The sequence below is a fragment of the Streptococcus sp. W151 genome, assembly GCF_053010205.1.
Map to the genome: position 1 here is coordinate 655,419 of NZ_JBRKNT010000001.1, position 26,592 is coordinate 682,010.

At 37.6% G+C, this 26,592-nt stretch carries 27 protein-coding genes and 1 other annotated feature; of the genes, 3 read left to right on the plus strand and 24 right to left on the minus strand.

What is annotated here, in order from left to right:
- Positions 1 to 136: 136 nt before the first annotated feature.
- The 7 genes from ACVC7Q_RS03145 to ACVC7Q_RS03175 all read right to left on the minus strand — a co-directional run bounded on the left by ACVC7Q_RS03145 (position 137) and on the right by ACVC7Q_RS03175 (position 3,815).
- On the minus strand, positions 137 to 577 hold the full coding sequence (locus tag ACVC7Q_RS03145; RefSeq protein WP_447264809.1) for a hypothetical protein: 441 nt from the start codon (positions 575 to 577) through the stop codon (positions 137 to 139).
- A 173-nt stretch (positions 578 to 750) separates the two neighbouring features.
- Complete coding sequence (locus ACVC7Q_RS03150) at positions 751 to 1,218, minus strand: deoxycytidylate deaminase (protein WP_447264810.1); 468 nt, start codon at positions 1,216 to 1,218, stop codon at positions 751 to 753.
- 104 nt (positions 1,219 to 1,322) lie between these two features.
- On the minus strand, positions 1,323 to 1,682 hold the full coding sequence (gene rplT, locus ACVC7Q_RS03155; protein WP_000124830.1) for a 50S ribosomal protein L20: 360 nt from the start codon (positions 1,680 to 1,682) through the stop codon (positions 1,323 to 1,325).
- Between the two features lie 49 nt (positions 1,683 to 1,731).
- Positions 1,732 to 1,932, minus strand: a complete 201-nt coding sequence (rpmI, locus tag ACVC7Q_RS03160; protein ID WP_001125942.1) for a 50S ribosomal protein L35 — start codon at positions 1,930 to 1,932, stop codon at positions 1,732 to 1,734.
- A 33-nt stretch (positions 1,933 to 1,965) separates the two neighbouring features.
- Complete coding sequence (infC, locus tag ACVC7Q_RS03165) at positions 1,966 to 2,496, minus strand: translation initiation factor IF-3 (RefSeq protein WP_003003721.1); 531 nt, start codon at positions 2,494 to 2,496, stop codon at positions 1,966 to 1,968.
- A 16-nt stretch (positions 2,497 to 2,512) separates the two neighbouring features.
- Positions 2,513 to 2,641 (minus strand) — a sequence feature (ribosomal protein L20 leader region).
- Positions 2,642 to 2,664: 23 nt separating this feature from the next.
- The gene (gene cmk / locus ACVC7Q_RS03170; RefSeq protein WP_447264811.1) at positions 2,665 to 3,345 is read right to left on the minus strand and encodes a (d)CMP kinase; all 681 of its coding nucleotides are present in this window, start codon (positions 3,343 to 3,345) and stop codon (positions 2,665 to 2,667) included.
- 14 nt (positions 3,346 to 3,359) lie between these two features.
- Positions 3,360 to 3,815 carry an SAG1386/EF1546 family surface-associated protein gene (locus ACVC7Q_RS03175; protein WP_003006692.1) on the minus strand — a complete coding sequence of 152 codons (456 nt, stop codon included), beginning with the start codon at positions 3,813 to 3,815 and terminating at the stop codon, positions 3,360 to 3,362.
- Positions 3,816 to 3,860: 45 nt separating this feature from the next.
- On the opposite strand from ACVC7Q_RS03175, the gene ACVC7Q_RS03180 reads away from it, so the two are divergent.
- Positions 3,861 to 4,061, plus strand: a complete 201-nt coding sequence (locus ACVC7Q_RS03180) for a ferredoxin (RefSeq protein WP_447264812.1) — start codon at positions 3,861 to 3,863, stop codon at positions 4,059 to 4,061.
- A 9-nt stretch (positions 4,062 to 4,070) separates the two neighbouring features.
- Here the strand turns inward: ACVC7Q_RS03180 and ACVC7Q_RS03185 are convergent, their stop codons facing one another.
- From ACVC7Q_RS03185 to galE, 17 genes are all read right to left on the minus strand, one after another.
- A complete protein-coding gene (locus tag ACVC7Q_RS03185; RefSeq protein ID WP_447264813.1) occupies positions 4,071 to 4,547 on the minus strand; it encodes an EbsA family protein in 477 nt (158 codons plus the stop codon).
- A gap of 94 nt (positions 4,548 to 4,641) precedes the next feature.
- Positions 4,642 to 7,167 (minus strand): LTA synthase family protein, encoded by a 2,526-nt coding sequence (locus ACVC7Q_RS03190; protein WP_447264814.1) that lies wholly within the window; start codon positions 7,165 to 7,167, stop codon positions 4,642 to 4,644.
- A complete protein-coding gene (locus ACVC7Q_RS03195; RefSeq protein WP_447264815.1) occupies positions 7,167 to 8,915 on the minus strand; it encodes a rhamnan synthesis F family protein in 1,749 nt (582 codons plus the stop codon). The genes ACVC7Q_RS03190 and ACVC7Q_RS03195 overlap by 1 nt, the downstream gene beginning before the upstream one ends.
- Before the next feature lies 1 nt (position 8,916).
- Positions 8,917 to 10,575, minus strand: a complete 1,659-nt coding sequence (locus ACVC7Q_RS03200) for a glycosyltransferase family 4 protein (RefSeq protein WP_447264816.1) — start codon at positions 10,573 to 10,575, stop codon at positions 8,917 to 8,919.
- 17 nt (positions 10,576 to 10,592) lie between these two features.
- Positions 10,593 to 11,795 (minus strand): ABC transporter ATP-binding protein, encoded by a 1,203-nt coding sequence (locus tag ACVC7Q_RS03205; RefSeq protein WP_447264817.1) that lies wholly within the window; start codon positions 11,793 to 11,795, stop codon positions 10,593 to 10,595.
- On the minus strand, positions 11,795 to 12,601 hold the full coding sequence (locus ACVC7Q_RS03210; RefSeq protein WP_126404439.1) for an ABC transporter permease: 807 nt from the start codon (positions 12,599 to 12,601) through the stop codon (positions 11,795 to 11,797). The genes ACVC7Q_RS03205 and ACVC7Q_RS03210 overlap by 1 nt, the downstream gene beginning before the upstream one ends.
- Positions 12,601 to 13,542 (minus strand): glycosyltransferase family 2 protein, encoded by a 942-nt coding sequence (locus ACVC7Q_RS03215; protein ID WP_447264818.1) that lies wholly within the window; start codon positions 13,540 to 13,542, stop codon positions 12,601 to 12,603. The genes ACVC7Q_RS03210 and ACVC7Q_RS03215 overlap by 1 nt, the downstream gene beginning before the upstream one ends.
- On the minus strand, positions 13,539 to 14,687 hold the full coding sequence (cps2T, locus tag ACVC7Q_RS03220; RefSeq protein WP_447264819.1) for a beta 1-4 rhamnosyltransferase Cps2T: 1,149 nt from the start codon (positions 14,685 to 14,687) through the stop codon (positions 13,539 to 13,541). The genes ACVC7Q_RS03215 and cps2T overlap by 4 nt, the downstream gene beginning before the upstream one ends.
- 107 nt (positions 14,688 to 14,794) lie before the next feature.
- Positions 14,795 to 15,646, minus strand: a complete 852-nt coding sequence (rfbD, locus tag ACVC7Q_RS03225; protein WP_447264820.1) for a dTDP-4-dehydrorhamnose reductase — start codon at positions 15,644 to 15,646, stop codon at positions 14,795 to 14,797.
- Between the two features lie 65 nt (positions 15,647 to 15,711).
- On the minus strand, positions 15,712 to 17,613 hold the full coding sequence (locus tag ACVC7Q_RS03230; protein ID WP_447264821.1) for a hypothetical protein: 1,902 nt from the start codon (positions 17,611 to 17,613) through the stop codon (positions 15,712 to 15,714).
- Positions 17,610 to 18,539, minus strand: coding sequence for a glycosyltransferase family 2 protein (locus ACVC7Q_RS03235; RefSeq protein ID WP_223142022.1), 930 nt, complete (start codon positions 18,537 to 18,539; stop codon positions 17,610 to 17,612). Before ACVC7Q_RS03235 ends, ACVC7Q_RS03230 begins: the two co-directional genes overlap by 4 nt.
- Before the next feature lie 82 nt (positions 18,540 to 18,621).
- Positions 18,622 to 20,100, minus strand: a complete 1,479-nt coding sequence (locus tag ACVC7Q_RS03240; RefSeq protein ID WP_223142023.1) for a DUF2142 domain-containing protein — start codon at positions 20,098 to 20,100, stop codon at positions 18,622 to 18,624.
- A gap of 9 nt (positions 20,101 to 20,109) precedes the next feature.
- On the minus strand, positions 20,110 to 20,892 hold the full coding sequence (locus ACVC7Q_RS03245) for a glycosyltransferase family A protein (protein WP_223142024.1): 783 nt from the start codon (positions 20,890 to 20,892) through the stop codon (positions 20,110 to 20,112).
- Positions 20,893 to 22,152, minus strand: a complete 1,260-nt coding sequence (locus tag ACVC7Q_RS03250; RefSeq protein ID WP_447264822.1) for a lipopolysaccharide biosynthesis protein — start codon at positions 22,150 to 22,152, stop codon at positions 20,893 to 20,895.
- Positions 22,145 to 22,486 (minus strand): DUF2304 domain-containing protein, encoded by a 342-nt coding sequence (locus tag ACVC7Q_RS03255; protein ID WP_223142026.1) that lies wholly within the window; start codon positions 22,484 to 22,486, stop codon positions 22,145 to 22,147. Before ACVC7Q_RS03255 ends, ACVC7Q_RS03250 begins: the two co-directional genes overlap by 8 nt.
- Before the next feature lies 1 nt (position 22,487).
- Positions 22,488 to 23,186: a glycosyltransferase family 2 protein gene (locus ACVC7Q_RS03260; protein WP_223142081.1), complete on the minus strand. Its 699-nt coding sequence runs from the start codon at positions 23,184 to 23,186 to the stop codon at positions 22,488 to 22,490.
- 158 nt (positions 23,187 to 23,344) lie between these two features.
- Positions 23,345 to 24,361 (minus strand): UDP-glucose 4-epimerase GalE, encoded by a 1,017-nt coding sequence (gene galE, locus ACVC7Q_RS03265; protein ID WP_223142082.1) that lies wholly within the window; start codon positions 24,359 to 24,361, stop codon positions 23,345 to 23,347.
- A gap of 139 nt (positions 24,362 to 24,500) precedes the next feature.
- On the opposite strand from galE, the gene ACVC7Q_RS03270 reads away from it, so the two are divergent.
- Positions 24,501 to 25,481 carry a Gfo/Idh/MocA family protein gene (locus ACVC7Q_RS03270; protein WP_447264823.1) on the plus strand — a complete coding sequence of 327 codons (981 nt, stop codon included), beginning with the start codon at positions 24,501 to 24,503 and terminating at the stop codon, positions 25,479 to 25,481.
- Positions 25,478 to 26,563, plus strand: coding sequence for a DEAD/DEAH box helicase (locus ACVC7Q_RS03275; RefSeq protein WP_447264824.1), 1,086 nt, complete (start codon positions 25,478 to 25,480; stop codon positions 26,561 to 26,563). The genes ACVC7Q_RS03270 and ACVC7Q_RS03275 overlap by 4 nt, the downstream gene beginning before the upstream one ends.
- Positions 26,564 to 26,592 lie beyond the last annotated feature (29 nt).

Genomic DNA, 26,592 nt, shown 5'->3' on the forward strand with positions numbered 1-26,592 from the left:
TCATTTCTTCCTAAAGTTCTTAGTTATCCTTTAAAATAATAGTGCTCAAAAATCGACAAAAAGAATTGATTTAACGATCGCTTTAATCGACCCGAATACTTTTTATTAAGTAAAGTGGCCCATACCTATCTTTTAATTAAAAGCTTTTCTCTTCTTTAACCAGGAGTGTTCCGATTAAATCCAGAACACCTAAACATAAGGGAGCAATTCGAAATATTGCCCAGTCTGGATCAAAAGCCAAGATGATAGACAGCAGATAGAGTCCAATACTTGCATAAATAAGGCTTTTATTCCCCTTTTTCATCCCTATTCGAATTAGAAAGGCCCCAATCGCAAGACTTAATAAGTTTGGTCCAAGGAAAATTAAAACCACAAATCCCCAAGCGTTACCCGAAAGTGCAAAGAGAGAGACAAACAATACAAGATAGATAATGGATAAGTAAAAGGTCACTGAAAGAAGAATAGAATGTAAGCTATTTTCTTTTGGAGGATTCTGAACTAATACAGAATTGGGATGATCTTCACTGATCTTACTAGGTTCGTTATTTTCTTCAAAATGTTTCTCTTGGTCTGTCATCACGGTTTCCCACCTTTCATATAACAACAACCCCAGGTCCCTGGGCGAATGAGAAAATTAGATAGCAAATTTTACGTATCATCACACTCTCCTTCCTCTAGACGAATCAGCCAAGCGTGATCTCAAAAGCAAGCTTTCTATTAGATCTATATCAAGTTTTAGACAGGATTTTTTTAAATGAATTCTGCCTCTGCAATAGCTTCTTTAACCACTTTCAATGGGAGATGGACCAGTTCTACTTCTTTTTCACGGTAGAGGTATTCGGCATATTCATCTATGCGGTATTGATGGATGTATACCACCCGCTTGCAGCCAACTTGAAGTAACTGCTTAGTACAATTGAGACAAGGAAAATGCGTGACATAAGCTGTGAAGCCTTTGGGAATTCCTCTTTCAGCTCCCTGCAAGATCGCATTAACTTCTGCATGAATCGTCCGGACACAGTGTCCCTCGACCATGAGACAGCCATCCTCTAAACAATGATCTGTTCCAGAAACAGATCCATTATAGCCGGTTGCAATGACCTTATTATCCTTAACCAGAACAGCCCCTACTTTCGCCCGATTACAGGTCGCCCGATTCGAAATCAGTAAGGCCTGAGCTGCAAAATACTCATCCCATGCTAGCCGATTGTGTGTCACCTTTAGGTCCTCCATCTAATATGATTATTCCTATAATTGATTTCATTATAGCATGAAATCAGCAAGAAAAAAAGACTGAGAAAATCTTCTCAGCCTTATAAACATTATTTACCAAGTTTTGCTTTAGCTGCATCTGCAAGAGCTGTGAAAGCTGCTGCATCGTTAACAGCCAAGTCAGCAAGCATTTTACGGTTCACTTCGATCTCAGCCAATTTCAAACCATGCATCAATTGTGAGTATGAAAGTCCGTTCAAACGAGCTGCCGCATTGATACGTGTGATCCACAATTTACGGAAGTCACGTTTCTTTTGACGACGGTCACGGTATGCATAGTAGTAAGAGTTCATTACTTGTTCTTTTGCAGTACGGAACAAGATGTGTTTAGCTCCATAGTAACCTTTAGCTAATTTAAGAATACGTTTACGACGTTTGCGTGATACAACGCCACCTTTAACACGTGCCATTTATATTTCCTCCAATATTTCCTAGAATTCTTTACTTACGAATACGCAATTATTTCAAGCGAGTAAGCATTGCTTTGATACGTTTGAAATCTCCTGAATGCACCATAGATGCTTTACGAAGATGACGACGTTGTTTCTTAGTTTTTCCGTGGAAACGGTGAGAAGTGTAAGCACGGAAACGTTTAAGTCCACCAGAACCTGTACGTTTGAAACGTTTAGCTGATGCGCGGTGTGTTTTTTGTTTTGGCATGATATTTTCTCCTTTTTTTAACTTTCTGACAGATTATTTCTTGTCAGTTGCTGGCGCCAATTGCATGAACATTTGACGTCCATCCATCTTAGCACGTTGTTCGATGATCGCCACATCTTGTGTCGCTTCAGCGAAGTCGGCTAAAACTTTAGCACCAATCTCTTTGTGGGTAATCATACGACCCTTAAAGCGAATGGATACCTTCACTTTATTTCCTTTTTCAAGGAATTTGCGAGCATTGCGAAGTTTTGTATCGAAATCACCCTTGTCAATCACTGGGCTCAAACGAACTTCTTTCACGGTCACAACGCTTTGTTTTTTGCGTTGTTCTTTTTGCTTCTTCTGGTACTCAAATTTGAACTTACCGTAGTCCATAATTTTCGCAACAGGAGGTTTAGCTTGAGGTTGAATGAGAACCAAGTCAACATTAGCGTCGTCCGCAAGTGCTTGCGCTTCGCTAAGTGGTTTGATACCCAATTGCTCACCTTCAAGACCGATTAAGCGAACTTCACGTACACGAATTTCATCATTGATGAATAAGTCTTGCTTTGCTATGGTTTTCACCTCTTTTTTATTATTCGAGAAAAACAAAGAACGGACCTGCAATACAGGCCCGAACTACATGATGTATTTCATTACTGAAACTTGATCCGTAGGGGCCAGGCAACTTGCGTCACAAGGCGAGAAGTTCTCACTTCTGCTTTTCTCAACTTTTATATGATATCAAGTTTTTTATTCTTTGTCAAGAAGTTTTTTTGCTTTTTCTTCAATAAAGGCCACAACATCTGCAATTCCAACACCCGTTGTGTCAAAATGAATGGCATCTGCTGCAGGTTTCAAAGGAGACACAGCACGGTGGCTGTCCTTATAGTCACGTTCAGCGATTTCTTTTTTTAACAATTCAAGATCCGCTGTGATGCCCTTTTCAACATTTTCCTTGTAGCGACGTTCTGCCCGCTCCTCAACAGAAGCGACCAAAAAGATCTTCAACTCTGCATGTGGAAGGACGACCGTCCCAATATCACGACCATCCATGACGATGCCACCCTTCTCTGCAATCTCTTGCTGTAGAGCGACAAGTTTTTCACGAACTGGCGCAAGCGCTGCAACCCATGAAACATTGTTGGTCACTTGGTTATCGCGAATCGGGTGGGTAATATCCACATCTGCTACAAAGACAAGCTGCTCTCCTTCTTCCGAACGACCAAAACTAATTGGATATTGATCTAAAATGGCTAACAAGTCATCTACCTGTTCGGCTGTCAGATTATTTTGTAAAGCTAGGTATGTCGCTGCACGATACATAGCCCCCGTATCTAGATACGTATAGTCTAGATCCTTGGCAATGATCTTTGCAACTGTGGATTTTCCACTAGAAGCCGGTCCATCAATGGCAATTTGAATTTGTTTCATGCTGTCCTCAACTCCTACTGAATCTTAACGACATCACCAGGATTGGCATACCAAGATCCTGTAGACATATGAGAAGGATTTAACTGTTCCAATTGGGCAATGGAAATACCAGCACGCGCAGCAATCGCTGCTTCCCCTTCACCTGCTTGAACAGTGATCGTACCTTCTTCAGAGTTCTCATCTTTTGAACTATCGTCTTTAGCTGCTTGGTCAGTTTGTGCTGCAGGGGCTGATGATTTCTGTTCAACCTTAGTCTCTCCATTGTAGAAACCAGACATTTGTTTTGATTTATTGCTGCCACCTGTTGAAAGGAAAATCAACAAGCAGACCATCGCTACTACTACTACAAAGAAAATAATGGCTAAAATCGTCAACAGACGATCTGCCTTTATTCCATTTAACTTACTCGTTCTTTTCAATGTTTCTTCTCCATCATCGTAAATATCTTCTTCCCATGGTTCTTTTGCCATGACTTCCTCCTTGTTTTTTCTCGTAAAAATCATTACAATAGAAGTATGAAAGTTACGTTAATACCAGATCGTTGCATCGCTTGCGGTCTCTGTCAGACCTATTCTGAATTATTTGATTACCATGACAATGGCATCGTTAAATTTGCTACTGAAGACGATGACCTCCTTGAAAAGGAAGTCCCTGTCACAAACGATGTTCTCGAGGCTGTTAAAGAATGCCCCACTCATGCTCTCTTAAAAGATTAAGAGGGCTTTTTATTTGTCTGCATAATACATCTCATAGTAATCCACATGGATGAAATTATCCGTCAAGATTACTTCTCCCTTAAAATAGGGATTTAAGGCAAGTGCATTGATAAAGTATTTTTTCGGCCATTTGCGCATACAGAATGTCCGACTGCGCGAACCATCATTAAAAATGAGCTTGATCGACTTCTTATTTACTTCGACCTTTTCGATCGAGTTAATCTTCACCTTGATTGGAGTAAAAGGATTGGCAGTAATAATCCGCAAGATCCCATCCTGATAAATCGTGAAGTAACGATGGACCCCAATCGCGAGCAAGGCCATAAATAAAAAGAAAGAAAACAAAACTAGCGTTGGCACACTAGAGCTCTCATACATCAAGGCCAGTCCAATAAAGACCGGAATCACTGCAATGGACCAATAAGTCACAAGAACGGATAAGTCCGGTTGCCAATGATAATGGACCTTTCCAAATATCTTAATCATGAGCGTACCCCCATCTAATAGTTTAGCATAAAAAACAAAAAAAAGGGAGCCAGACAGCCAAAATCACAAAGATTTTTAACTGCTTGCTCTCCTTTTAATTGGATTTGTTGATTGGGACTTTAAAGAAGTCTTTAGAAAGGTAAGCTTTCCCACTAATCAGGTCATATTCAACCATTTTCAAATCCTCTGCAATCTCTTGTGCTTCCCCTTCTAAGGCCTTTTTATCGACACTTGCTTTTTTCAATACTTCCGTCAACAAAGCATAGTAAGGTGAAACTTTTGAATTGGTCTGTTCAAAGACCATAGCAGAGAAATCACTTGAATTGACCAAAGGATAATTCAATTTCGGTGCATCAAAATTACTCCAAATAAAGTAGTCTGTCTGATACTGACTCTCCGGATTATTCTTAAAGGCCGACTCAGGATAGAGACCTGGTAAGTGATCCCCATAGAATACCACTGTAATTTTCTTATCTATTTTAGAAAGACTTTCCAGGAAGGATTGGGTGGCGGTGTCGGTCTGAGCGAGTAAACGACTGTAGAAAGTTAGTTTTGAATTTTCTTCATCACTAAATCCTTTACCTTTTGCATCCAGGGTTTCAGGATTTGCTTCTAACCAAGGTGTGTGGTTCTGCATCGTCATAACTGAGAAGAACTGTCCAGATTTGTCGATTAAGTTATCTAAAACAATATTATAGGTGGATTCATCACTCGGACTAATTCCTTCTTTTCTATATTTTATCCCTTTAGAATTAATCGTAATAAAATCTTTAAAATCTAATCTAGAATAGATTATATCTCTTGAATAATTTGATTTTTCAGCTAAGTGAACTGCTATTTTATTTTTATGAGCATACACATTACTTATAGAAGGAACATCATGTATTTTCGGGAATACCTCTGTATACAGAACCGAGACAGTTGGTGATATATTATAGAATGGCAAGCTTGTTAAAGTTTGAAACTCCATATTTGCTGTTCCACCACCATAACCATCTGAATGCATTTGACCACTCGTGTGGTTTTTCATAATGTTTTCAATATTTGGAATCGGATTTTGCGTAAGCTCTACTCCTTCGACTTTTCTAGGATCAGAAAAACTTTCACTCAGAATATAGATGACCGTTTGATCGTTTAAGTAGTTGCTTCTCTCCTTATTGATCACATTCGACAAGTTGGTATATTTTTGAGCTATTTTCTGGAGACGTTCTTTTGAATAACCATCCGGTTTTGGAATAACTTCTGTCGTCAATTGATTCATCCAAACATATGACAATCCTTTATAACGAGCATTGGTCGTATTTCCTAACCAATTAATATCCTGGTAATTATTCAAGGTGCTAATAATTGGTACATTAGCTTTGATCTTCCCATTTTCTTTATCACTGAATATCCCATTGACACTCTTAAAACATAAGAGGATTAATATAATAGCTCCAATTTGTATTTTCCATGAAGAAATAATTTTTCCTTTGAACAGGTACTTTTTCCCAACAATTAGTAGACAAACCAGAAAGGCCACCAATAAAAGGATGTAAAATATTTGCGCTTTGTCCATAAAGCTCAAAAGCGTCATTGGTTTAGTTAACCAAGTTAAATCACTCGGTAAAACCGGCTCATTCCTCATTCCAAACTTGATGGAGTTTGCAATTACAAAAGTAATGGAAACAATGGAAACGAGACAGGTAGCAATCCAATATTGATTGATACAAAGATAAACAAAGATAAGGATCGCTGTCAGAATGAGAATTTGAAATAAGATAGCATCTGGAATCGTGTAATGAACGCCTAAGAAGGGTTCTGTTCGACCTAAACTGAATTGGATAAAATAATTCAATACAATCGCAAGAGTGGTACTAGAGAAGAACACTAAAGAGAAACTCGGTTTGTTCTTGACGAAATCTCGCTGCCCTTTTGTATACAAGAATCCAAGTAAGGATATTAACGGAAATAGAAAGTATAAGAATTCATTTGTCAACCAAAATTGCTGGGCTGAGTATTTTCCAATTTTAAAGGCCTTATACAAAAAATTATCTGTCCGATAAATCAGGGTTGAAAAATTTTTGTCTGTTACGATAAAGGTGATCAAGAGTTGTGACAAGACCAGATACTGGTAGTTCTCACCTATCTCTTCTCCTCCTTTTTTTCGAGTAGGTAGCTTATCATAATGCAGTCGTAATAGAACCAAACCACCTGTCAGGGCAAACAGAAGGAAAATGACAAGGAAGGAATCTGTTCTAAAGAATGGATTCTTATCAAAATTCCAAACCTTGTATTTGGGATTATTCAGATAAATCGTGATTTCTGTCAAATAAGAAAGAGTATTGTAAACCAGATAACTGACAATCAGTTTAAATGGAAACCATTTATTAAAATTAAATTGGGATAATATTGGAATTAACAGTAGAAAACTAATTCCAAATAGAATTCCTAAAAAATTGATATATTGTAGAACTGTTCCTGTTGCTTGGTTATGGATTGCAAGATTATTTTGAGCTAGATAAAAATTTAAAAAAGAAAATAGAACGAAAGTAATCCCATAATACCACTGAGTTCTTGAAACTTTCGATAAAGCTGAGAGGATAAATTCTTTAATTTTAAACTCTTTTTTCCGTTTCATTATTTCACTTTCTTTATCATTCTTTTTAGTATATATTTCACAGCTCTTGCTGGACCGATCACGATATACTTCAAGGCACCTTTAATCCCACCGATTTGATTAAAGTCCACGAAGGTATGTGGTTGGAGATCCTCCCGATTGTTCAACTGCTTATTATCAATAAATGGCGTGAGTACATGTGGGTTTTGAGAGATTCTAAAGTCATACTTTTGATCCCAAGCAATATAGACCAACAAGCGTTCAATCGCATGCAGGATTGAATTTTGTGGTAAAGGCTCAGCTGGAACATCTGCTGCTGTCAAATTCAAATCAAAGAGTGGTTTCAAAGCATCGTATTTAAACCAAATAAAGGTCCCATAACTCATGACAAAGGTATTGAGATTCTTGAAATCAATTGTCTTGGTCGCTCCCATCCGTTGCCAGAGCTTGTTCATCTCTGGTGAAATGAGGGCTTCATTCCAAGCAACCACAATTCGATTGTATCGGAAGAAGGTTGGAATATCTGCGATGGTGATTCCAACTTTTGGATTGGCCTCCATATTGGCAAGGATTTGATCTGCCGGTTTAACCAACATGTCAATCAATTCTTTCCGCCAAGATTCACCAGCCCAGAAATCCGCTTCTTTGGATTTCTTGGTATGAAAATGACCAACATAATCATAGTGAGAGAGTTGCTCTTTTAAGAGCAACATTGGTAACACATCTCGTCCAATGTTTCCAGTCACCACGACTGTCGCAACTTGGGCCCGATTAGAAAGAATTTCCTCAATAGCCTGCTTCTTCACTTCTACATCTGTCGTAATCCATAAATCAAAGTCAAAATGAAAAGCTTGGAAAGCATCTAGAAATTCTTCCAAGAGGTCCACATAAAAGACATGGAGATGAACCGCAACTTTTTTATCAAATGTGTCTTCTAAGTCTTGATCCTTCAAATACTTACGGGATAAAAGATAAGGATAGTCCGGACGGTCAATCATAGACATGTGGTTAAGAATCAAATCCAATGGATAGTTCGATACACGCTCCAATTCATCAAAAATATAAGGCATGATTCCTTCATTGTTTGCAATGGTTTTGACTTTGATGAAAGGAACCTTATGTTTGAGAATCGCTGTAGGATTGTAATAAGAAAAGTCTGGATAGAGCATCCCTGTTGTGTCTTCATGGATGGTATTAAAGACAGTTTTATAGCGAAAACCAGCATCCAAGAAATTCGTTGTGACCTTAGTCTCGTAGTTATCGATTACATCTTGGACATTAGTAAAGTCTTGAACGCCCTGCCAAAACTCATGAAAGGCGCTCGATGTCAGCACCTGTTTTTTAAAACTGAGATAATAACTCTGAATATGCTCGTTAAAATCCTTGTCTTTCCGGTAATTGGTCATTCCCCAGAAATCCACTTCCTCATCATGTTCAAACTGCTGATAAATGGAATCTAGATCCCAAAGAGGTCCAAAGCAAGTATCATTCATGAGGGTAACAGAATCAAAGTGAGCCAGTTGATCAAAGCCGACTGTCTTCATTCCATCCCGCCAAGCAGCAAAGTCAAAGCCACTATTTTGGCGCTCAAGAATATCATCCACCAGATGTTGTGCTGCTAAATTAGACTTCACGTCTTCTGGAAGCTGACTATTAGAGATAAAGACCACACGTGAATACAAGGGGCGAATTTTTTCTAATTGATAAAGTACATGTCCACTAATAAAGTTAAATTTATTGAAGTGAACGTACAAAAGTAAACGTTGCATATTATTTCCTTATTCTTAAGAATTTCAAGATCTTTGTTGGAATCGTCCAACGGCGAGAATGGATGACGGAATTGTATTCATGAGATAATTTTTTATGTTTCTCATGTAAGTTGAATAGGTGTCTGCTAAATTCTTCGTCACTTTCTTTTTCATAGGAGAATTGAAATTGATTACCTGAACTATTCGAAAGATCAAAAAGAATATGTGGATGGGTATTAAAGAAAACCAAAACATCCTCGAAATCAATTCCGTTTGAAGTTACAAGAGGAATTTCTCTTTGATCCTCCAATGCTATCAATGACAATTTTTTATAAGAGCTTGGAAATTCTGAAAGTAATATTTTTAGACTCTTTTCATTTTCAAGCTGAAAGATAATGGTGCCCGTATTTTCCATTCTCTCTTTTGTTATTTCATGGTAGGCTGAATGGAGCCCATCATTAGAAGCTGAGATCACCACTTGAGATTTACCAATCACTTCGATATCATGATTCTTGAATTTCATCCCCAAAAATCGAGCATACTTCGAGGATAGCTTTTGGTTCACAATTGGTGTTTCTACTTCAATGTTATCTTTAAAAATAGCATAGATCGTCTTAAGATTATATTTCTTTCGAGCAAGTTCTTGATCCAGTAATTGTTTTTCTTTATAGATATCAAAATTCTCAATCACTGTAGCCATTTGTTGACTTAGCAAATCCCTATCCCCTAGTGTATATAAATTTCCAGTTTCTAAAAATTTACTCGAAGATAAATGACCTAAATTATCGGAAATGATTGCGGGAACACCATTTAGGACTGATTCCACAAATACCAAAGAAAATGTTTCTAATGTAGCAGGCAAGACGAGGATATCCTTATCTGTCACCAAGGACCATGGATCCGATTGAAATCCAACAAAAGTTACATGATCTAGATGGTGCGTTTGAATATAGTCATCCATCAACTTTTTATACTGTTCATCCCATCCCCCGATAAAGACCAGTTCAATATCTTTCCGATTTAACTGATTATAGGCTGCGAGCAATTCAAGCTGATTTTTCCGTTCATTAATCCCACCAATTGATACAAAACGAGAAATAGTAGAATTCTTGAGCGGACGCTCTTGAACTTCTGTATAGGGAATAAAGGGAATCAATTTATCAGTCGTAAAATAATTCGTAAGAGTGTGGTACAATTCCCCTTCGACTACAAAAATTTTATCAGACAAATCATCAATTAAGGGAATTAGCTCTTTATAATAGCCAAACTCGCCAAAAGGAAATTCATGAATAATATAAAAATGTCTCACCTTTTCACATGCAGCTGCGATAGCTCCCTGAAACACATTTACTGTATTCGAAATAACCAGTTCAATCTGTTCATTCTGAATGATTTCTCTTACTTCATCAATATTCTTTTGTTGAGATGCTTGGATTTCTAAATCAGAAATATCCAGCGTTTTAGACTCAGGCCACCACCACTGATTGGTTTTTAACTGAAATAGTTTAATTCCAGTTGTATCCATATGACGGAGATAGTCTTTATCGATGTGTGGAGTATTATCCGGGATCACATTATATACTTCGTGACCTTCTTGAACTAACAACTTCATTAGGTTCACAATCGATACTTCCGCTCCACTAAACATGGCTCCAACAGGAGATACAAATAAAATTTTCATAGTCTACACCAAAGAAATTATTCCCACTTGCCTTGACGGATTAACAATCCAGTAGATGAATCCAACTCTGAACGATTGGTCCGATCCACAACCCGATCAATTGAAAAGACTGGAGGGTTTGTTGTCGACAATATTGCTAAGTTTTCTTGATTTTCGTCTCTTAAAAATGCTACTAGTCTTAACTTCACATGATTAAAGTACGGCAACTTACATTTATAAGTGATATTTTTGGGTCCGACACCAGATAATGGAATATCCATGGAATTATCATTATAAAGCCCATTCCCCGTAGAAATATCAACAAATGAAAAGGCTATATGAGGATTCACAGAATCATCTAAAAGATTGAATGCAAACTCAATAACAACCTCATCATCAGGAGTTACTTTTTTAGGAGAAAGCAATCTAGCTGTAAAATCTTTAACTTCCGCTGTGACCAAGCCCTCATCTTCATTTCCATTAGGATGGGAGCTCGATTCCAAATTGTCAAAACTATATTGATCAGAAACGTCAAAAGGATCACCAATGGCTTTCACCAATCCATTTTCAATCAAAACAGCCTTGTTACAATATTTCTTAACGGCTCCCATATCGTGGGTAACCAGAATCGTGGTTTTCCCTGACTTCTTGCGCTCTTGGAAGTAATCATTACACTTACGCTGGAAGGCTTCGTCTCCTACTGCTAGTACCTCGTCCAAAATCAAGATATCGCCTTGTGCCTTAATGGCAACCGAAAAGGCTAGACGAACCTGCATCCCTGATGAGTAGTTCTTGAGTTTTTGGTTCATGAAGTCATGCAACTCAGCAAAGTCTACGATATCATTATACATGGCATCAATTTCAGCTGTTGAGAAGCCCAGCATAGCCCCATTCATATAGACATTTTCTCGACCAGTCAGTTCAGGATTAAAACCGACGCCAAGCTCGATAAAGGATACCAACTTCCCATCGATGGTGACGGAACCTTTTTCCGGCACATAGATTTCTGAAATAATTTTTAAGAGGGTTGATTTTCCAGAACCATTTCTTCCGAGGATCCCGAAAAAGTCTCCTTTTTCTACTTCAAAAGAAATATCCTTAAGAACGTGCTGTTCTTTGTACCCTTTGATTCCTTTGAAACGATTGACCAGGGCAGTTCGAAGGCTATTGGTTGCTTCTGTTGGCAACTTAAAGTACTTGCTGACATGGTCTACTTTTACTGCAATTTGTTTATCTGTCATTAGAGAATCTCCGCAAATTTCTTAGCATGTTTGTTAAAGTAAGCAAAGCCAGCGATAAAAATAAGAATGGGCAAGACATAAGGAATCAGTACCAAGAACTTATTCTCCACCAAAAGCCAGACTGGGGTGTTGGCCTTATCAATTAAGAAATAACGCATGTCTTGAATAATTTGAGCCAAGGGATTCATCATGACCAACTTCGCAGCCCATGGATTGCGATCTGCAATAAAGGTAATCGGGTAGATAATTGGCGTTGCATACAATCCGGCTTGCAAGAGCACTTCCCAAACTTGACCTAGGTCACGGAAACGGACAAAAAATGTCGCTAAGATCAATGCACATCCTGTCGCCATCAAGAATAACTCAAAGAATAGCGGAATGACCATCAAGGCTGTCCAAGAAAATGTCACCCCATTAAAGAATGAAAAAATCAAGACCACAACCAGGTTAATGACAAAGTTAATCGCTGCTCCTGAAATTGCGGACAAGACAATGATGTGTTTGGAGAAGTTCAACTTCCGCAACAGGTCGCCTCGACTAACGATCGACACCATCCCCATGGAGGTCGCTTCTGAGAAGAACCCCCAGACTACATTGGCCAACAAAAGGGCAACTGGGAAATGGGGTACATCTCCACCCAAGCGTAAGAATCGGATGAAGACAATATACATAATACTAAAGGTCATCAAGGGCTTTAAAATCGACCAAAGATAACCAATTGCTGATCCTTGGTAGCGTAATTTAAAGTCTGTTTTAATTAACTCTCGTAATAAAATTCGATTTTTCTGACTAAAAACGTCAAACATTATTTTTTACCTCGATATGCAAACTTTGTCAGAATCAAGCTAGTAAACACAAAGGTGTGAAAAGCTCGGTTCTTACGGTAACCATACTGACGAATCCGTCTCAAACGTTCTCTTAGCGGTACGTCCATGATGGTCACAAAGTTCTCAATAATTTCTTTATTTTGGGGACTGACTGGCAGATCCAATAAATTTTTTGCTTGTTCTTGACTGGACTCGATGAGATTCCAATATTTAGCAAACAAAATATGAGGGCGAACCCAGTTTTTAACCCGTTTTCTTAGGGTTCGAGCTCCTAGAACATTGCTACTGTGCTGACGGTACAACTCTGTCGGTTGATCAATATAGATGAGCTTCCCAAAAGCAGTTGCCAACAAGGCTAGGTACCAATCATGCATGAGAAGCGCATGTTGTTCCTGACCTGTCCATAAGTCAGCCAGCGCATGGTTAATCATGGCTACTCCGCCAGTTACTGTATTTTCTGTCAATTCTTGAATCAGTTCCGTATTTGCATGATCAGACTGGGTGCGAATCATACTTTCGTGCTGCACATTCAAGTTTTCATCAACCACTTTTAAATCTGTGTAGACTAGCAAAGGCTCTTCTTGCAGATGTTTCTCTGCTTCTGCTACTTGGAGGGCAATCTTTTCAGGAAGCCAGACATCGTCTTGGTCACTGAAGCAATAAAGATCAGCCTTTTCATATTTTAAGAGTGTGTGAAAACTCTTGATGACACCCAGATTTTCGATGACTCCTTGATTGATAAAGCGAATGCGCTCATCTTGGGCAACTAACTCTTGAATGATCTCTACCGTACCATCAGTTGACCCGTCATCTCGGATCAAGAGTTGCCAGTCCCGATACGTCTGGTCTTGGATACTTTTGACCTGCTCTTTTAAATACTGTTCACCATTATAGGTGGACAACAAGATATTTACTTTCATGATAAGAATAATTCCTCGTACTCACCTACAATTTTTTCCCAGGTAAAGTTTTGTTTCATGTTGGCTTTGGCTAATTGACCCCATTTAGAGACATCTTCTAAAGGATCAACCTGGTCAATCAAATGCGCCAAATTCCCAGTTTCTTTAGTCCAATATTGGGCTGTGTCCTTTGCGACCGTTTGGTTAAAGGAAACACCTAGAACCAAATTCAGATCTGTCTGAGCGAGAGCTTCTAGGAGACCTGGATTGGTTCCTCCCACTTCATGACCATGAATATAGGCGAAAGCTTCTTTACGGATATACTTCAACAGGTCTTGATCGTAGACCGTTCCTACAAATTTTACACGTGGGTCCCGATCAAAGCCCGTTCGAGCTCGAAGCTCTTCAAAATAGGGATTGCCTTCATGGTTACAAATGATCACCAAATCCCGCTTGGTAGAAGAGGCCATGAATTCACGAATGGCAGTCTCGTAATTATTTTCTGGAACAAAGCGACCCAAAATCAAGTAATAGTTTTTCTCTTGTGTCTGCCACTTCTGATAGAGTTCTCTGACCTTCCTATCCTGACTGGTCAGGCTGGTCGGAGATAAGTCCGTCCCATAGGCAATATAGGTCGTCTTGGACCAAGGGTAGGCTTCTTTGATATAGGACTTGATTCCTGGGTTGTCAGAAATCACCAAATCTGCGTGGCGCGTCATGATTTTTTCAGAATACTTGAGATAGGCTTGGATCGGTTTAGCCCACTTGGCTCTCTTCCACTCCAGTCCATCTGGATTGATATAGAATTTCCCACCCATTTTATGAATCTTACGCGCAAAGGGTGCCACAAAGGCCCCAATTGTATTGCCCAAAACATAAAAAATCGGCTGTGCAATTCCTTGCTTTTTGATAACCTTCAAGGCATAGTTGATGGCCATCATATCATAAGCGATGACACGCGCAGGTCCAAGCTTGGGTGCTTTGATCGTGAAACAATCGACACCCTTATAGTCAAAATGATGATAGGCTTGATCATTAGAAAGGCAAGCAACATGGTACTGGATTTCCGAAGACACTTGACGCGAAACCAACTGGTCTACAAAAGTTTCAAAACCACCATATTGAGCCGGAAGCCCACGACTTCCGATAATAAAAACGTGTTGCATAATTTTCCCTTTCTAACAATTTACAGTCTATTCAATTATACCATTTTCTAGGCTTTTTGCCTAATCCAAACAGAAAAGCGACCCTCAAGGGCCGCTTCTATCTGATCTTATTTCACTTCTTGTTTGTAAAACTCTTTTAAAGCATCCTTCCAGCTTGGAATCACGAATCCTGTAGCCTTAGCCTTAGCTAAGCTCATCGTTGAGTTAAGTGGGCGTTTCGCCTTAGCTGGGAATTGGCTAGAATCAACAGGTTTCACTTCAACATCCGTATCTTTGAGGATTTCAACGGCAAAGTCATACCAAGTTGTATCTTCTTCCGCATCATTAGACAAGTGGTAATAGCCATATTCTTTACGATTTTCAGCCAAATAAGTCATGAACTCTGCAAGAGTGCGTGTCCAGGTTGGACGACCATGTTGGTCATTAACGACGGTCAAAGTCTTGTGTGTCTTGGCTAAGTTTTGCATGGTGAAGACAAAGTTCTTACCATAGTTCCCGAAAACCCAAGCTGTACGGATGATATAGAAGTTAGAAACATGCTTCTCAACCAATTCTTCTCCCATACGTTTCGTACGACCGTACTCTGTTTGAGGATCTGGTTGATCGTCTACTTCCCATTCTTGTCCAACTGGTTTTTTCCCATCAAAAACGTAATCGGTTGAGATATAAACCAAAGTTGCACCGTGTTTTTCAGACGCTTTTGCTACATTTTCCGTACCAGTCACGTTGATGGCATAGTCCAACTCTTTTCCTTCATCTTCAGCAGCATCAACAGCTGTGTAAGCAGCACAGTGATATACCAAGGTTGGTTTTACTTCCGCAAATACCTCGTCTACTTTCTCTGCATTTGTGATGTCCATTTCAGCTACATCGACAGCTACATATTCTTCATTTCGTTCATCTAACAAATGGCGAAGCTCTGTCCCAAGTTGACCATTTGCTCCTGTAATTAAAATCATGTTACGTTCCTTTCGAATGCTTTTTCCCTATCATTATAGCAAAAAAAGCAGAAGTTTTCTGCTTTTTAGGATGGGAATTGCCCCTTATTTTTTGAAAACTTCTGTTTAAAAATGAAGAACACTAGTATCCAAGAGATCCATTCTATCATGAAACCAAGATACTGTATAAATGTCTTGTGATAAGAAATTTTTACATGACCAGAATTTCTAATAGATAAATAAATTTTACCATCATTTAAAACTTTTTCTGAAACAGTTGGTCTCCGAGCTTTTTTATTTTCTTTTAATTCCGATTCGGTAAAAGCACGCTGTTTCAGTACAGGTTGAGATCCTTCAGCTCCCCTAGAATATTCTGCGCGATATCCTTTGTACCATATCATTGGTATAGAGACGCTAGTTTCTTTTTTGTCATCAGGAACTTTTATATCAAATTCTAAAAGATTGTATCTTTTTTTAATATTTGATATTTTTACATCCTTCCCTGTTTGAAATTCTGTAAATTGTGGTAAGCGTATATCTTGGTTATTGACATCAAGATTGTAATATTCATCACCTACAGGATCAATATATTTGGATTTATCACCTTTATAAACCGATTTTAGTAATTTTTCATTCTTTTTATTATCCTCACGCATCTGTTTGTAATTTTTTGAAGAGGAATCAAATTGAGGAACAACATGACTGAAATAGAAAGATAAACTCAAGATACATAAAACGATCGAGAAGAAACCATTTCTATTTGTAACAGCAAGAAAGAATAGGAACAACAGGGGAATGAAAAATAGTAAACGCCCTGAATACTGCATACTCCCTATAAAACTGTATTTCAATATAGAATTCCAAGGCAAAATACTTGTCGCAGAAAAATATAAAATCCAACAAGTCCAAAACATGGTCTTACTTAATCTTCCTAGACGACGATAGAATAAGAATACGATCATACTCGCATAAAATAGTCCATCTCGTACAAATTGATGGATCGGCCACTCTAATGGTGTGAAAGGCTTATAAAAACCATATCGATCTGCTTGGAATGGGAAAGGAACCAAAAAAGTATCTTTCACGTCGACAGGAAAACTTCTCGCTGTCCATGTGAAGAAAAACTTTTGTGATGAAACCTGTTCAAGATATTGAAAAATGTATCCTGCCGACAAGCATAAGGCAAACAGGATAGAAAATACAAAGGAAACGATCTTTTCAAGTGTGAGCTTTTTATAATTTAAACATAAAAATACCGCAGAAAAGATTGCTAATATAATCGTTGATAAAATATGGGTTTGAATTAAAAGTGCTACTACAATCCCCAAATAGATAGGGTTCTTTTTATTTAAGTAGAGCACACGATAAATAGAATATATAAGAATTGGGACTATCGGCACTACCATGGTCATTCCAAAACCAAATAAGGTATAATAACACGGTATTGTCAAAGCCACTACTAAGCCAGTTATCTTATTATTTACTATTTTCGAAACAACAATATAACTTGATAGAATTGTACAAAGAGTGATCAGGAAGGCAAAAATACTATAAGCAAGATTTCCATCGTTCGTCATCATATAAACGATAGCTGACGGATAAAACTGCCAATTACCATAAAACATGGGAGAAGCATATCCTGTACCAAATGCAAATAAAAAATTCAGATTGGGAATGATATCCCAATGTTCAATAGATTCCGCCAAGCCGACAATGCGTGATAAATGGAACACATAGTCATATGAGCGACTTTGAAAATTGATCAGATTGAAAGATACAAATGTAAAAATGAACGCATAGGAAGTTAATAATAAATAGATCAACTTATTACTAATTTGGTTGAAAATATCTATAAGCCGGTCAATATGACTACGGATCCCTTTTACCATATCCAACTGATTGATTTTATCGAGGAGCCGATCAATTTCCTTGTAAAATCTATCTATCTTTTGCTTAACAGCAAGACTCATACTTAGGATATTGTTCATTCTTCACTTTTCTCTTTAATAACATAGATAGGACGTTTCTTGGTTTCCATGAAGATTTTACCGATATATTTTCCTAAAATCCCAATGGTTAGTAATTGGAACCCTCCTAGGAAAAGAATCACTGTCATGAGGGATGGCCATCCAGAAGTAGGATCTCCAAACACCAAAGTACGAATCACAATCAAGATCATCATGACAAATGCTAAAATCCAAGATAGAAGTCCACCAATAAAGGCAATATTTAGTGGGGCATCTGAGAAGTTAACGATCCCTTCAATCGAGTATTTGAAGAGAGACCAAAAATTCCAAGACGTCTCTCCTGCCACGCGCTCTACATTTTTATATTCGAGGTATTCTGTCTCAAATCCTACCCAAGCAAAAATCCCTTTTGAAAAACGATTGTACTCTGATAACTCCATAATGGCATCGACCATAGGACGGCGCATCAGACGGAAATCACGCGCCCCGTCGACCATTTCCACTTGGCTAATATGGTTGATCAATTTATAAAACATCCGAGCAAAGAAAGACCGAATCGGAGGTTCACCATCCCGGGTTACGCGTCGGGTTCCGACACAGTCCAGGTCAGGCACTTCATCCAACTTCTGCTTCATTTCGATCAATAGTTCTGGAGGATCCTGTAGATCCACGTCCATGACGGTTACATAATGACCGGTGGCATGTTGAAGGCCGGCATAAAGTGCTGCTTCCTTCCCAAAGTTCCGTGAAAAGGAAAGATAGTGCACATTCAAATCTGTAATATGTAGCTTCCGAAGGACAGATAGCGTTTTATCTGATGAGCCGTCATTTATAAAAATATATTCAAACTTTTCTCCCATCTCCATCCGAACACGTTCCATTTCTCTGTAAAATAATGGAATTGATTCTTCTTCGTTAAAACATGGGACTACAACTGATAGTGTCATCTCTTACTCCTTGACTTATTCACTTTCTATTGTAACAAAAAACTAGGGTTTCCCCTAGTATTAACTGATTTTAGTCTTTTAATTATACTACAGCATATAAAACAGAAATCGTTTGTAGTATCGTTAACCCTATAATAATGAGACTACTTTCTACTACAAAATGATCCGTAAACGTTTGTTCATCTGAAATTCTTTGCTTAAACAAACTGCAAATTACTGGCAGAGTCAGAGCGACAACGCCTAGATAATATCTACCTTGAACTCCTAAAACTTCAAAATTTCCTACTGGTGTCCAGGTTAGATACAAGGTTAAAGTGATTAACCCAACAATTGCAAAAGAAACCAAACTTGCTCCTACTACTGATACTTTCGGAAGTTTGATCTTCCCAAAATTTGAAAAAGTAATCAAGGTATACACAGCATAGATAGGAATAAGAACCTCTGACATCGACAAATCTAACCAACCAAAGGTATAGAGTTGATTTAAATGACTGACTGATAATAGCATCTCCTTCAAAATCACTGGAAGATACCAATGAGGTTTTGAAATGATACTAAGTACCTGAGACTTCACATCCGCTCCATCCAGTTTAAAGTTCTCAATTCGAACTTGCTGGGTAAGAACGTACCAAAAAATCGTAAAGACAAAGACTGCGATAATCAATGCGAGAGAGATGAGATAGTAGTTTTTACACTTCGTTTTCTTTCTCGGTATAAAGAGCAATAGTCCTACTAGCAAGACATAAGGAAGTTTCATTGTTACAAGGATGATACAAAGCAAAGCATACAGCAATAAATCCTTGATGCTAACAACTTTTTCATCATCTGTTACATAGTTCAAGAACAATCCAATAATGATGTAGGTTAACCCTAATGCTACACTATCTTGATTATAAGAAGCAGCCAGAACCAGATTCATTGGAAACATCGCCACCATTGTCATCAACTGCTTCGCTTTTCCACTTAATTTAATGGCAATGAGAGCTAAAATACAGTAAGCGATGACATTAAAAATTCGACCCAAATAATAGGAGACTCCTACGCTCAAGTTCAAAAATTTTCCAATCCCGAATCCAAGAGCCTGAGGAATGTATCCAATAAACCAATATGAGTTGGTTGCCCTGTAATCCGTTTCTTTACCAAACTTCACTTGTTTGGTCGTCTGCCCTTCTTTAAACAAAGAAGATTTGGTAAATGGTTTTTTGAAATTTTTATATACATCAAAGTAATCTTCCGTAATATGGATATTTTTATTTCCCATATTGACGTTACCTTCCACAATATGAATCGTTCTTGATAGGTGAACTTGTTCATCGGGTGTATTCAAAACAGGTGTAATGAAAGCAAAGGAAAGACCGCCAATAAGCATAGCAATGAAGGTTCCTATATTTTTCTTCGGTAAAAGAAAAATGAGAAAAGCAAATACTATAAATAGTAGCACACCAATTTTGGGAAAATCTACTAAACGCTTTGTATAAATGACTGTCATACAAAAGGCCAGAACCGCGAAAGCTCCTAAATACTTTTTATTTCGCTCATAACTATCAACAAAAAATCCCATTAGTTTCTCCTACTTATTCGAATTTTGACTCTTCAAATATTGCTTCATCAGCAACTTAGCAATCCATTTTGGCCAAAAAATTTCCAATGTTTCTAAATCTTCTTGACTACGAGTATTATTAGAGATTGTTTTCGAGGTTTCTGATTCTTCATGAATACGATGACACATTAATGGTTTGTCTACATATACAAATGAGCCTTTCATTTTTCCAATCTGATACCAAGCAATCCAATCTAGATTTCCTTTCAACTTTTCATCAAACTTAAACCCATTCAAAACAGATAAATCATATGAAACTGAAGGGCAACATATTGCATTCCCGAATGCCAAGACTCTAGTTCTCCATAATTTGCTTTTTGGAAATAAATTTATAGTTCTCAACATTAATCTCTTTATCTTAAGATTGAGTGTACGTTCAATTTTCTTTCCATTTTTTTCTTCAAAATAATCCGAATATGCTATTAAAGCATCTGGATTTGATTGGAATTTTTTAATAATTAATTCTGAATATTGAGGCTCATAATAATCATCCTGATGGGCGATTGTCGCGTATCTTGTTTTTACACATGACAATGCATTATTCCAATCTTTTCCTATTGAACCACCACTACCATGATAATATGCAATATTATATTTTTTACATAATTCCTCAATTTGAAGACTAGGTGTTGAAGTATATAAAATAATAGAAGATTGATTATGTTGATTAACTAATGACAGCATACATTCTTCTAAATAGGAGGAATTCCCGTATGCACAGATAACAAAAGTATGAATTTCTTTTAAATTCATTTAAAATCTCCTTTTCACATAAAGAAATAAACTAAATCCCCCGATAACATATATTACCATTACCAGCATAAAACTTAAACATGCACCAAGTATACCTTGAGAGATTATGAAGGGTTTACTTAATAGGACACTCGCAATATACATAATATTATAAACTACCAATAATAAATTGTGCTTCCTATAAATAGTCAAAATATTTTCAAATACTAAAGCAATTGAATACAAAATCCCTGAAAATACTAGAACGGTTAATTCTAGTCGGTAACGATTCAAGTCAACTCCGAAAATAAGACTAAGAACTGGTGTACCAATTAAATAACTTACTAAGGTAGTAAATAAACCAACAAGAATCAAAAAAACAAATATTTTTTTAATAATACTGTAGAATTGGATCATTTTACCAGCTTGTCTTTTTTCTGCTAACGAAGTAATCAGAGGTCTTATTACTAGAATACACAAACTCATGAAAAACACTGGCATAAATAATATATTAAAATCACGTTGTACACCTGATTGCATTTTTTGACTAAGAAGTTGTTGTGCAATGATAATTCTAGGTTCGTTAAAAATCAGGTTAATAAGAAAACCATATATAAATAAAGAAAAACAATCTTTTAAAATTAAAAGTCCTTGTCTAAGATCATTTTTCGAAAAAGTTCGTTTATTATCCAAAGAATGAAACAACTTTGAAAATTTAATATCGAAACCGACTATAAACAAAATATTATAAATGACCACTAGAAGAAAGCCAACCAATAAATTTTTCTGAATCATTAGGGATACAAATAAGATAACTACACTTATAAGATACCTAAAGAACATAGATTTACCAGCAATATCAAGTCTAGATTTTTGTTGAAACAGACCTTGATAAAGGTCAGACCATACATCACATGTACGGTAAGCTAAAATAAGAATAGTTAAGCCAATAACAAAACTTGAACTTAAATCATAATGGATAAAAACTAAGTAAGGATAGAGAGTTATCCACATTAATATAGTGGAAATAATCCTGGCTATATAATAATTCTTAAATGAAAACTTATTAACAATATCTGTTGCTTGATAATTCCTGACTTGAAAGAGGCCTATGATTACCCATAAATTCCCAACAGAAATTGCCAAACTATACTGATCCGCAATAGTAGGACTTTGAAACCTAGAAACTATAATAAGAAAACAAACTGAAACTGCTGCTGCAGCTAGATTGCCTAGTAAATTCCAAATGTAAATACTTTTTTGAGAAGGAGTATTATTCATCTTTCTCCTCATTTTTGTTTAAAGCGATAACTTGAACAAGATTTTTTAACTTAGTATCTAATTTTGACAATCGTACAGTTAATTGAAACTGATTCATTAATAACAAGAAAATAATAAAAAGAAAAATAAAATTAACAGCGGATGCAATTCCTAAAGATGCTGCAATAATCTCTGCTAACTTTGGAAAAATACTAAAAACTAATAAAATTAATGAGAAGAAAATCCAAAACAAGGCGTCATTAATCTGAACACGTGATTTTCTAATATTCTGAAGGATGAACCCGCATGTTCCCAATGAAACAATAACTAATACAACTTGAAACCAGATTGACATTCTATTTTCCTCTCTCTCTAAAATTCTGAATGAATAAAATAGACACGAACATGTGAATCATGTACTTAATGGAACGTGAAAAAGTTAAATAGCTTTCTCCTGCTTGTCTCTCTTCCATACGAACTTGAACTTCTGAAATTGGAACACCTTTTCGTAATAAATAGGAAACAGTATCTGGTTCAGGTCCATAGTTAATATTCTTTGCAAAAACTTGTATTAGATCTTTAGAAAACATTCTCATTCCTGAAGTTGGATCATTAATCGTTTTCCCAGTGGTTAATTTAATAGCAAAACTAATGAGTGTATTTCCCAACATACGAAATGAATTTGGTCTTTTCTCCGAAACAAAACGAGAACCTATAACCATTTTATTGCCTTTATCAATTTCTTCTTCTAAAGCGGCAATATATTCTGGAAGATGTTGACCATCTGCATCAAATTGAACAGCTTTTTCATAGCCATGTTGATAAGCATATAATAATCCTGTCTGAAACGCTCCAGCTAAACCGAGATTAACTGGTAAATCAATAATATTATACCCATTTTTATGACAAATTTCTGAAGTTCGGTCTCGAGAACCGTCATTGATAATCACATAATCATACTGAGAATAATTTTGAATAATATTATCTACTACCGTTTGAATAGAACCTTCCTCGTTATAAGCTGGGATAATAATCAATAAATCTGAGGATTTCAATCTCCTTTGTCCTCCATTAAAATTCTTTTTAACCATTATACAATAACCATAATGTTTTATCCACTAATCTAGAAACTTAATACTATCAAATACAATTATTTTAAGTAAAAAAGCTTGATATTAGTTATAAATATCAAGCGATTCATTAAGATTCGTTATTATTCAAATCCATTTGGATGTTTACTCTGCCATCTCCAAGCATCTTGGCACATCCGATGAATATCAAATTGGGCACTCCATCCTAGTTCTTCACGTGCTTTGGATGGATCTGCATAACAGGTTGCAATGTCACCAGGTCGTCGATCAATAATCTTGAATGGAATTGGTTTTCCCACAACCTTCTCCATATTTTGAATAATTTCTAATACAGAGTAACCTCTACCGGTCCCAAGATTATAGATATTCAAGCCTGAATCTGGGTTCATTTTTTTCAATGCAGCAACGTGGCCTTTCGCCAAGTCAACTACATGGATATAATCGCGTACTCCAGTTCCATCTGGTGTTGGATAATCGTTTCCAAACACATTCACAGACTCTAATTTTCCTACTGCTACTTGTGTTACATATGGTAATAGATTATTTGGAATACCATTTGGATTTTCACCAATATTCCCGCTTTCATGAGCCCCAATTGGATTAAAGTAGCGCAATAATACAATATTCCATGAAGGATCCGCTTTGTAAATATCTTGAAGGATATCCTCAATCATGAGTTTCGTTCTACCATATGGATTTGTAACAGATAAAGGAAAGTCTTCCAAGATAGGAACAGTATGTGGATCTCCATAGACAGTTGCTGATGAACTGAAGATGATATTTTTACACTGCACCTCTTCCATCACCTGAAGCAAAGTCAACGTTCCACTAATATTGTTTTCATAATAAGTAAGCGGAATTTGAACTGATTCTCCAACTGCTTTCAATGCAGCAAAGTGAATCACACCAGTCGGTTTTTCTTTTAGAAAAATTTCTAAAAGCTTTGATCTATCACGAATATCCTCATTATAAAAAGTAATAGATTTACCTAGGATTTTTTCTACTTCTTGTATACTTTTCTCACTACTATTTACTAAATTATCAACGATGACAACTTCATGACCTGCATTTACTAACTCAATGATGGTATGAGAACCGATAAATCCAGCTCCACCAGTTACTAATATTTTATATTTCATTATACTGTCCTCATTTAAATAAATTACCTTAATTATCCCATAATTCAAAAATAATTTCAAAAGTTGCCCTACATTTTTCACCCCGCCCCTCCTCCTTTTCATGGTATAATAGAGTGAATTGATTACGGGAGGACATCTTATGCTAAGGCTTGGAATTATTGGAACGAGTTGGATTTCACATGAATTTATACATGCTGCTCACCAAACGGGTCACTATCACTTGCAGGCTGTATATTCGAGAAAAATGAAGACAGCTCAAGATTTTTGTGAGCCTTATGGGGTGAGCTCTTGCTACACAGACTTGGTCGATTTCTTAGACAGTGAGCTGGACGTGGTCTACATTGCTAGCCCTAATTCTCTTCACTTCGCTCAGGCCAAGCTTGCTATTTTAGCAAAGAAGCATGTCATCATTGAAAAACCGGCTGTGACGAAGCCTTCTGAATGGAAGGAACTGGTGAAGCTTGCTAAGGAGCACCAGGTCTATCTCTTTGAAGCTGCTAGAAATTACCAAGAAGCAGCCTTTCAAGTCGTTAAAGATTTCCTCTCGAATCAGGACATACTAGGTGCTAACTTTACCTTTGCCAAGTATTCTTCCAAGTTACCTGCCCTCCTTTCTGGTGAGATGCCGAATATTTTCTCAGATGTCTATGCAGGTGGGGCCTTGATGGATCTGGGTATCTACTGCCTCTACCTGGCCATTGGCTTCTTTGGAGCTCCAATCTCCAGCCACTACACCGCTCAGCAATTACCCAATTCGGTTGATCTCTATGGTCAGGGTGTTTTGATCTATCCAGAGTTTCAGGTTGCCATTCAGGCGGGGAAAAATATCACCAGCCATCTACCTGCTGAAATCTATACTAAGACTGGAACACTAACTCTAAATGCTGTAGCAGCCATCAACCAGGCCCGCTTCATCAGCCATGCTGGTGAGGTCATCGACCTTCCTCTCACGCCTTGCAGTCATGTCATGCAAGAAGAGGCAGAAGCCTTTGCCCATGCCATGGCTGGTCACAAGGAGGCTGCTTATCTCGAATGGTTACAAACGGCTGCGCAGGTCCATGAAACCCTCTACCAGATGCGTCAGAGCGCTGGAATACAATTTAAGGATGAAAAAGAATGAAAGAACAATTTCCACAAAGCTGGAAAGATCAGCTAGAAACACTCGGATTTGATACATTCACTGAAATTCAAGAGCAAATCTTCACTCCTATCTATGAAGGAGAAAATGTCCTTGGGATCAGTCCTACCGGTACTGGTAAGACACTTGCCTACCTCTTTCCAACCTTGCTCAAACTCAAACCGAAGAAGGCCCAACAACTCTTGATTCTAGCTCCTAATACAGAGTTAGCAGGACAAATTTTTGATGTCACCAAGCAATGGGCAGAGCCTCTTGGGCTCCAGACCCAACTCTTCCTGTCAGGATCCAGTCAAAAACGGCAAATCGAACGTCTCAAAAAAGGACCCGAAATCCTGGTTGGGACGCCTGGTCGGATCTTTGAACTGATCAAGCTGAAAAAGATCAAAATGATGAATGTGGAAACCATCATTTTAGATGAATTTGACCAATTACTGAGTGATTCTCAGTACCACTTCGTCGACAAGATCAGCCACTATGCTCCCCGCGACCACCAACACATCTACATGAGCGCCACAGCCAAGGTCGCTCCAGACCAATTAGAAGAAAATACCCTTCGCATTACGGTTGATGGAGTTTCTTTGGACAATATTCAACATTTTTATATGCAAGTGGATCGGCGTGACAAGGTCGAATTGCTCCGCAAACTCGCCTACGTCGAAGATTTTCGTGGTCTGGCTTTTTTCAACAGCCTATCTGATCTGGGTAGTGCTGAAGAAAAACTACAATACCGGGGTGTTGAGGCCGTGTCGCTGGCTAGTGATGTCAATGTCAAATACCGCAAGGTCATTCTCGAACGCTTCAAAGATCATCAGCTAACCCTCTTACTGGCCACCGATTTGGTCGCTCGTGGAATCGATATTGAACATCTTGAATGTGTGATTAACTATGATATTCCTCGTGACGTAGAGACCTATACCCACCGTGTCGGTCGAACAGGTCGAATGGGGCGTGATGGCTATGTGATCACCTTTATCACCCACCCAGAAGAACTCAAATCTTTGAAAAAATACGCTTCTGTCCGTGAACTTGTTTTAAAAAATTCCGAACTATTTTTAAATGAATAAGAAAATCCTCTGCTAGTAAATTTACTGCA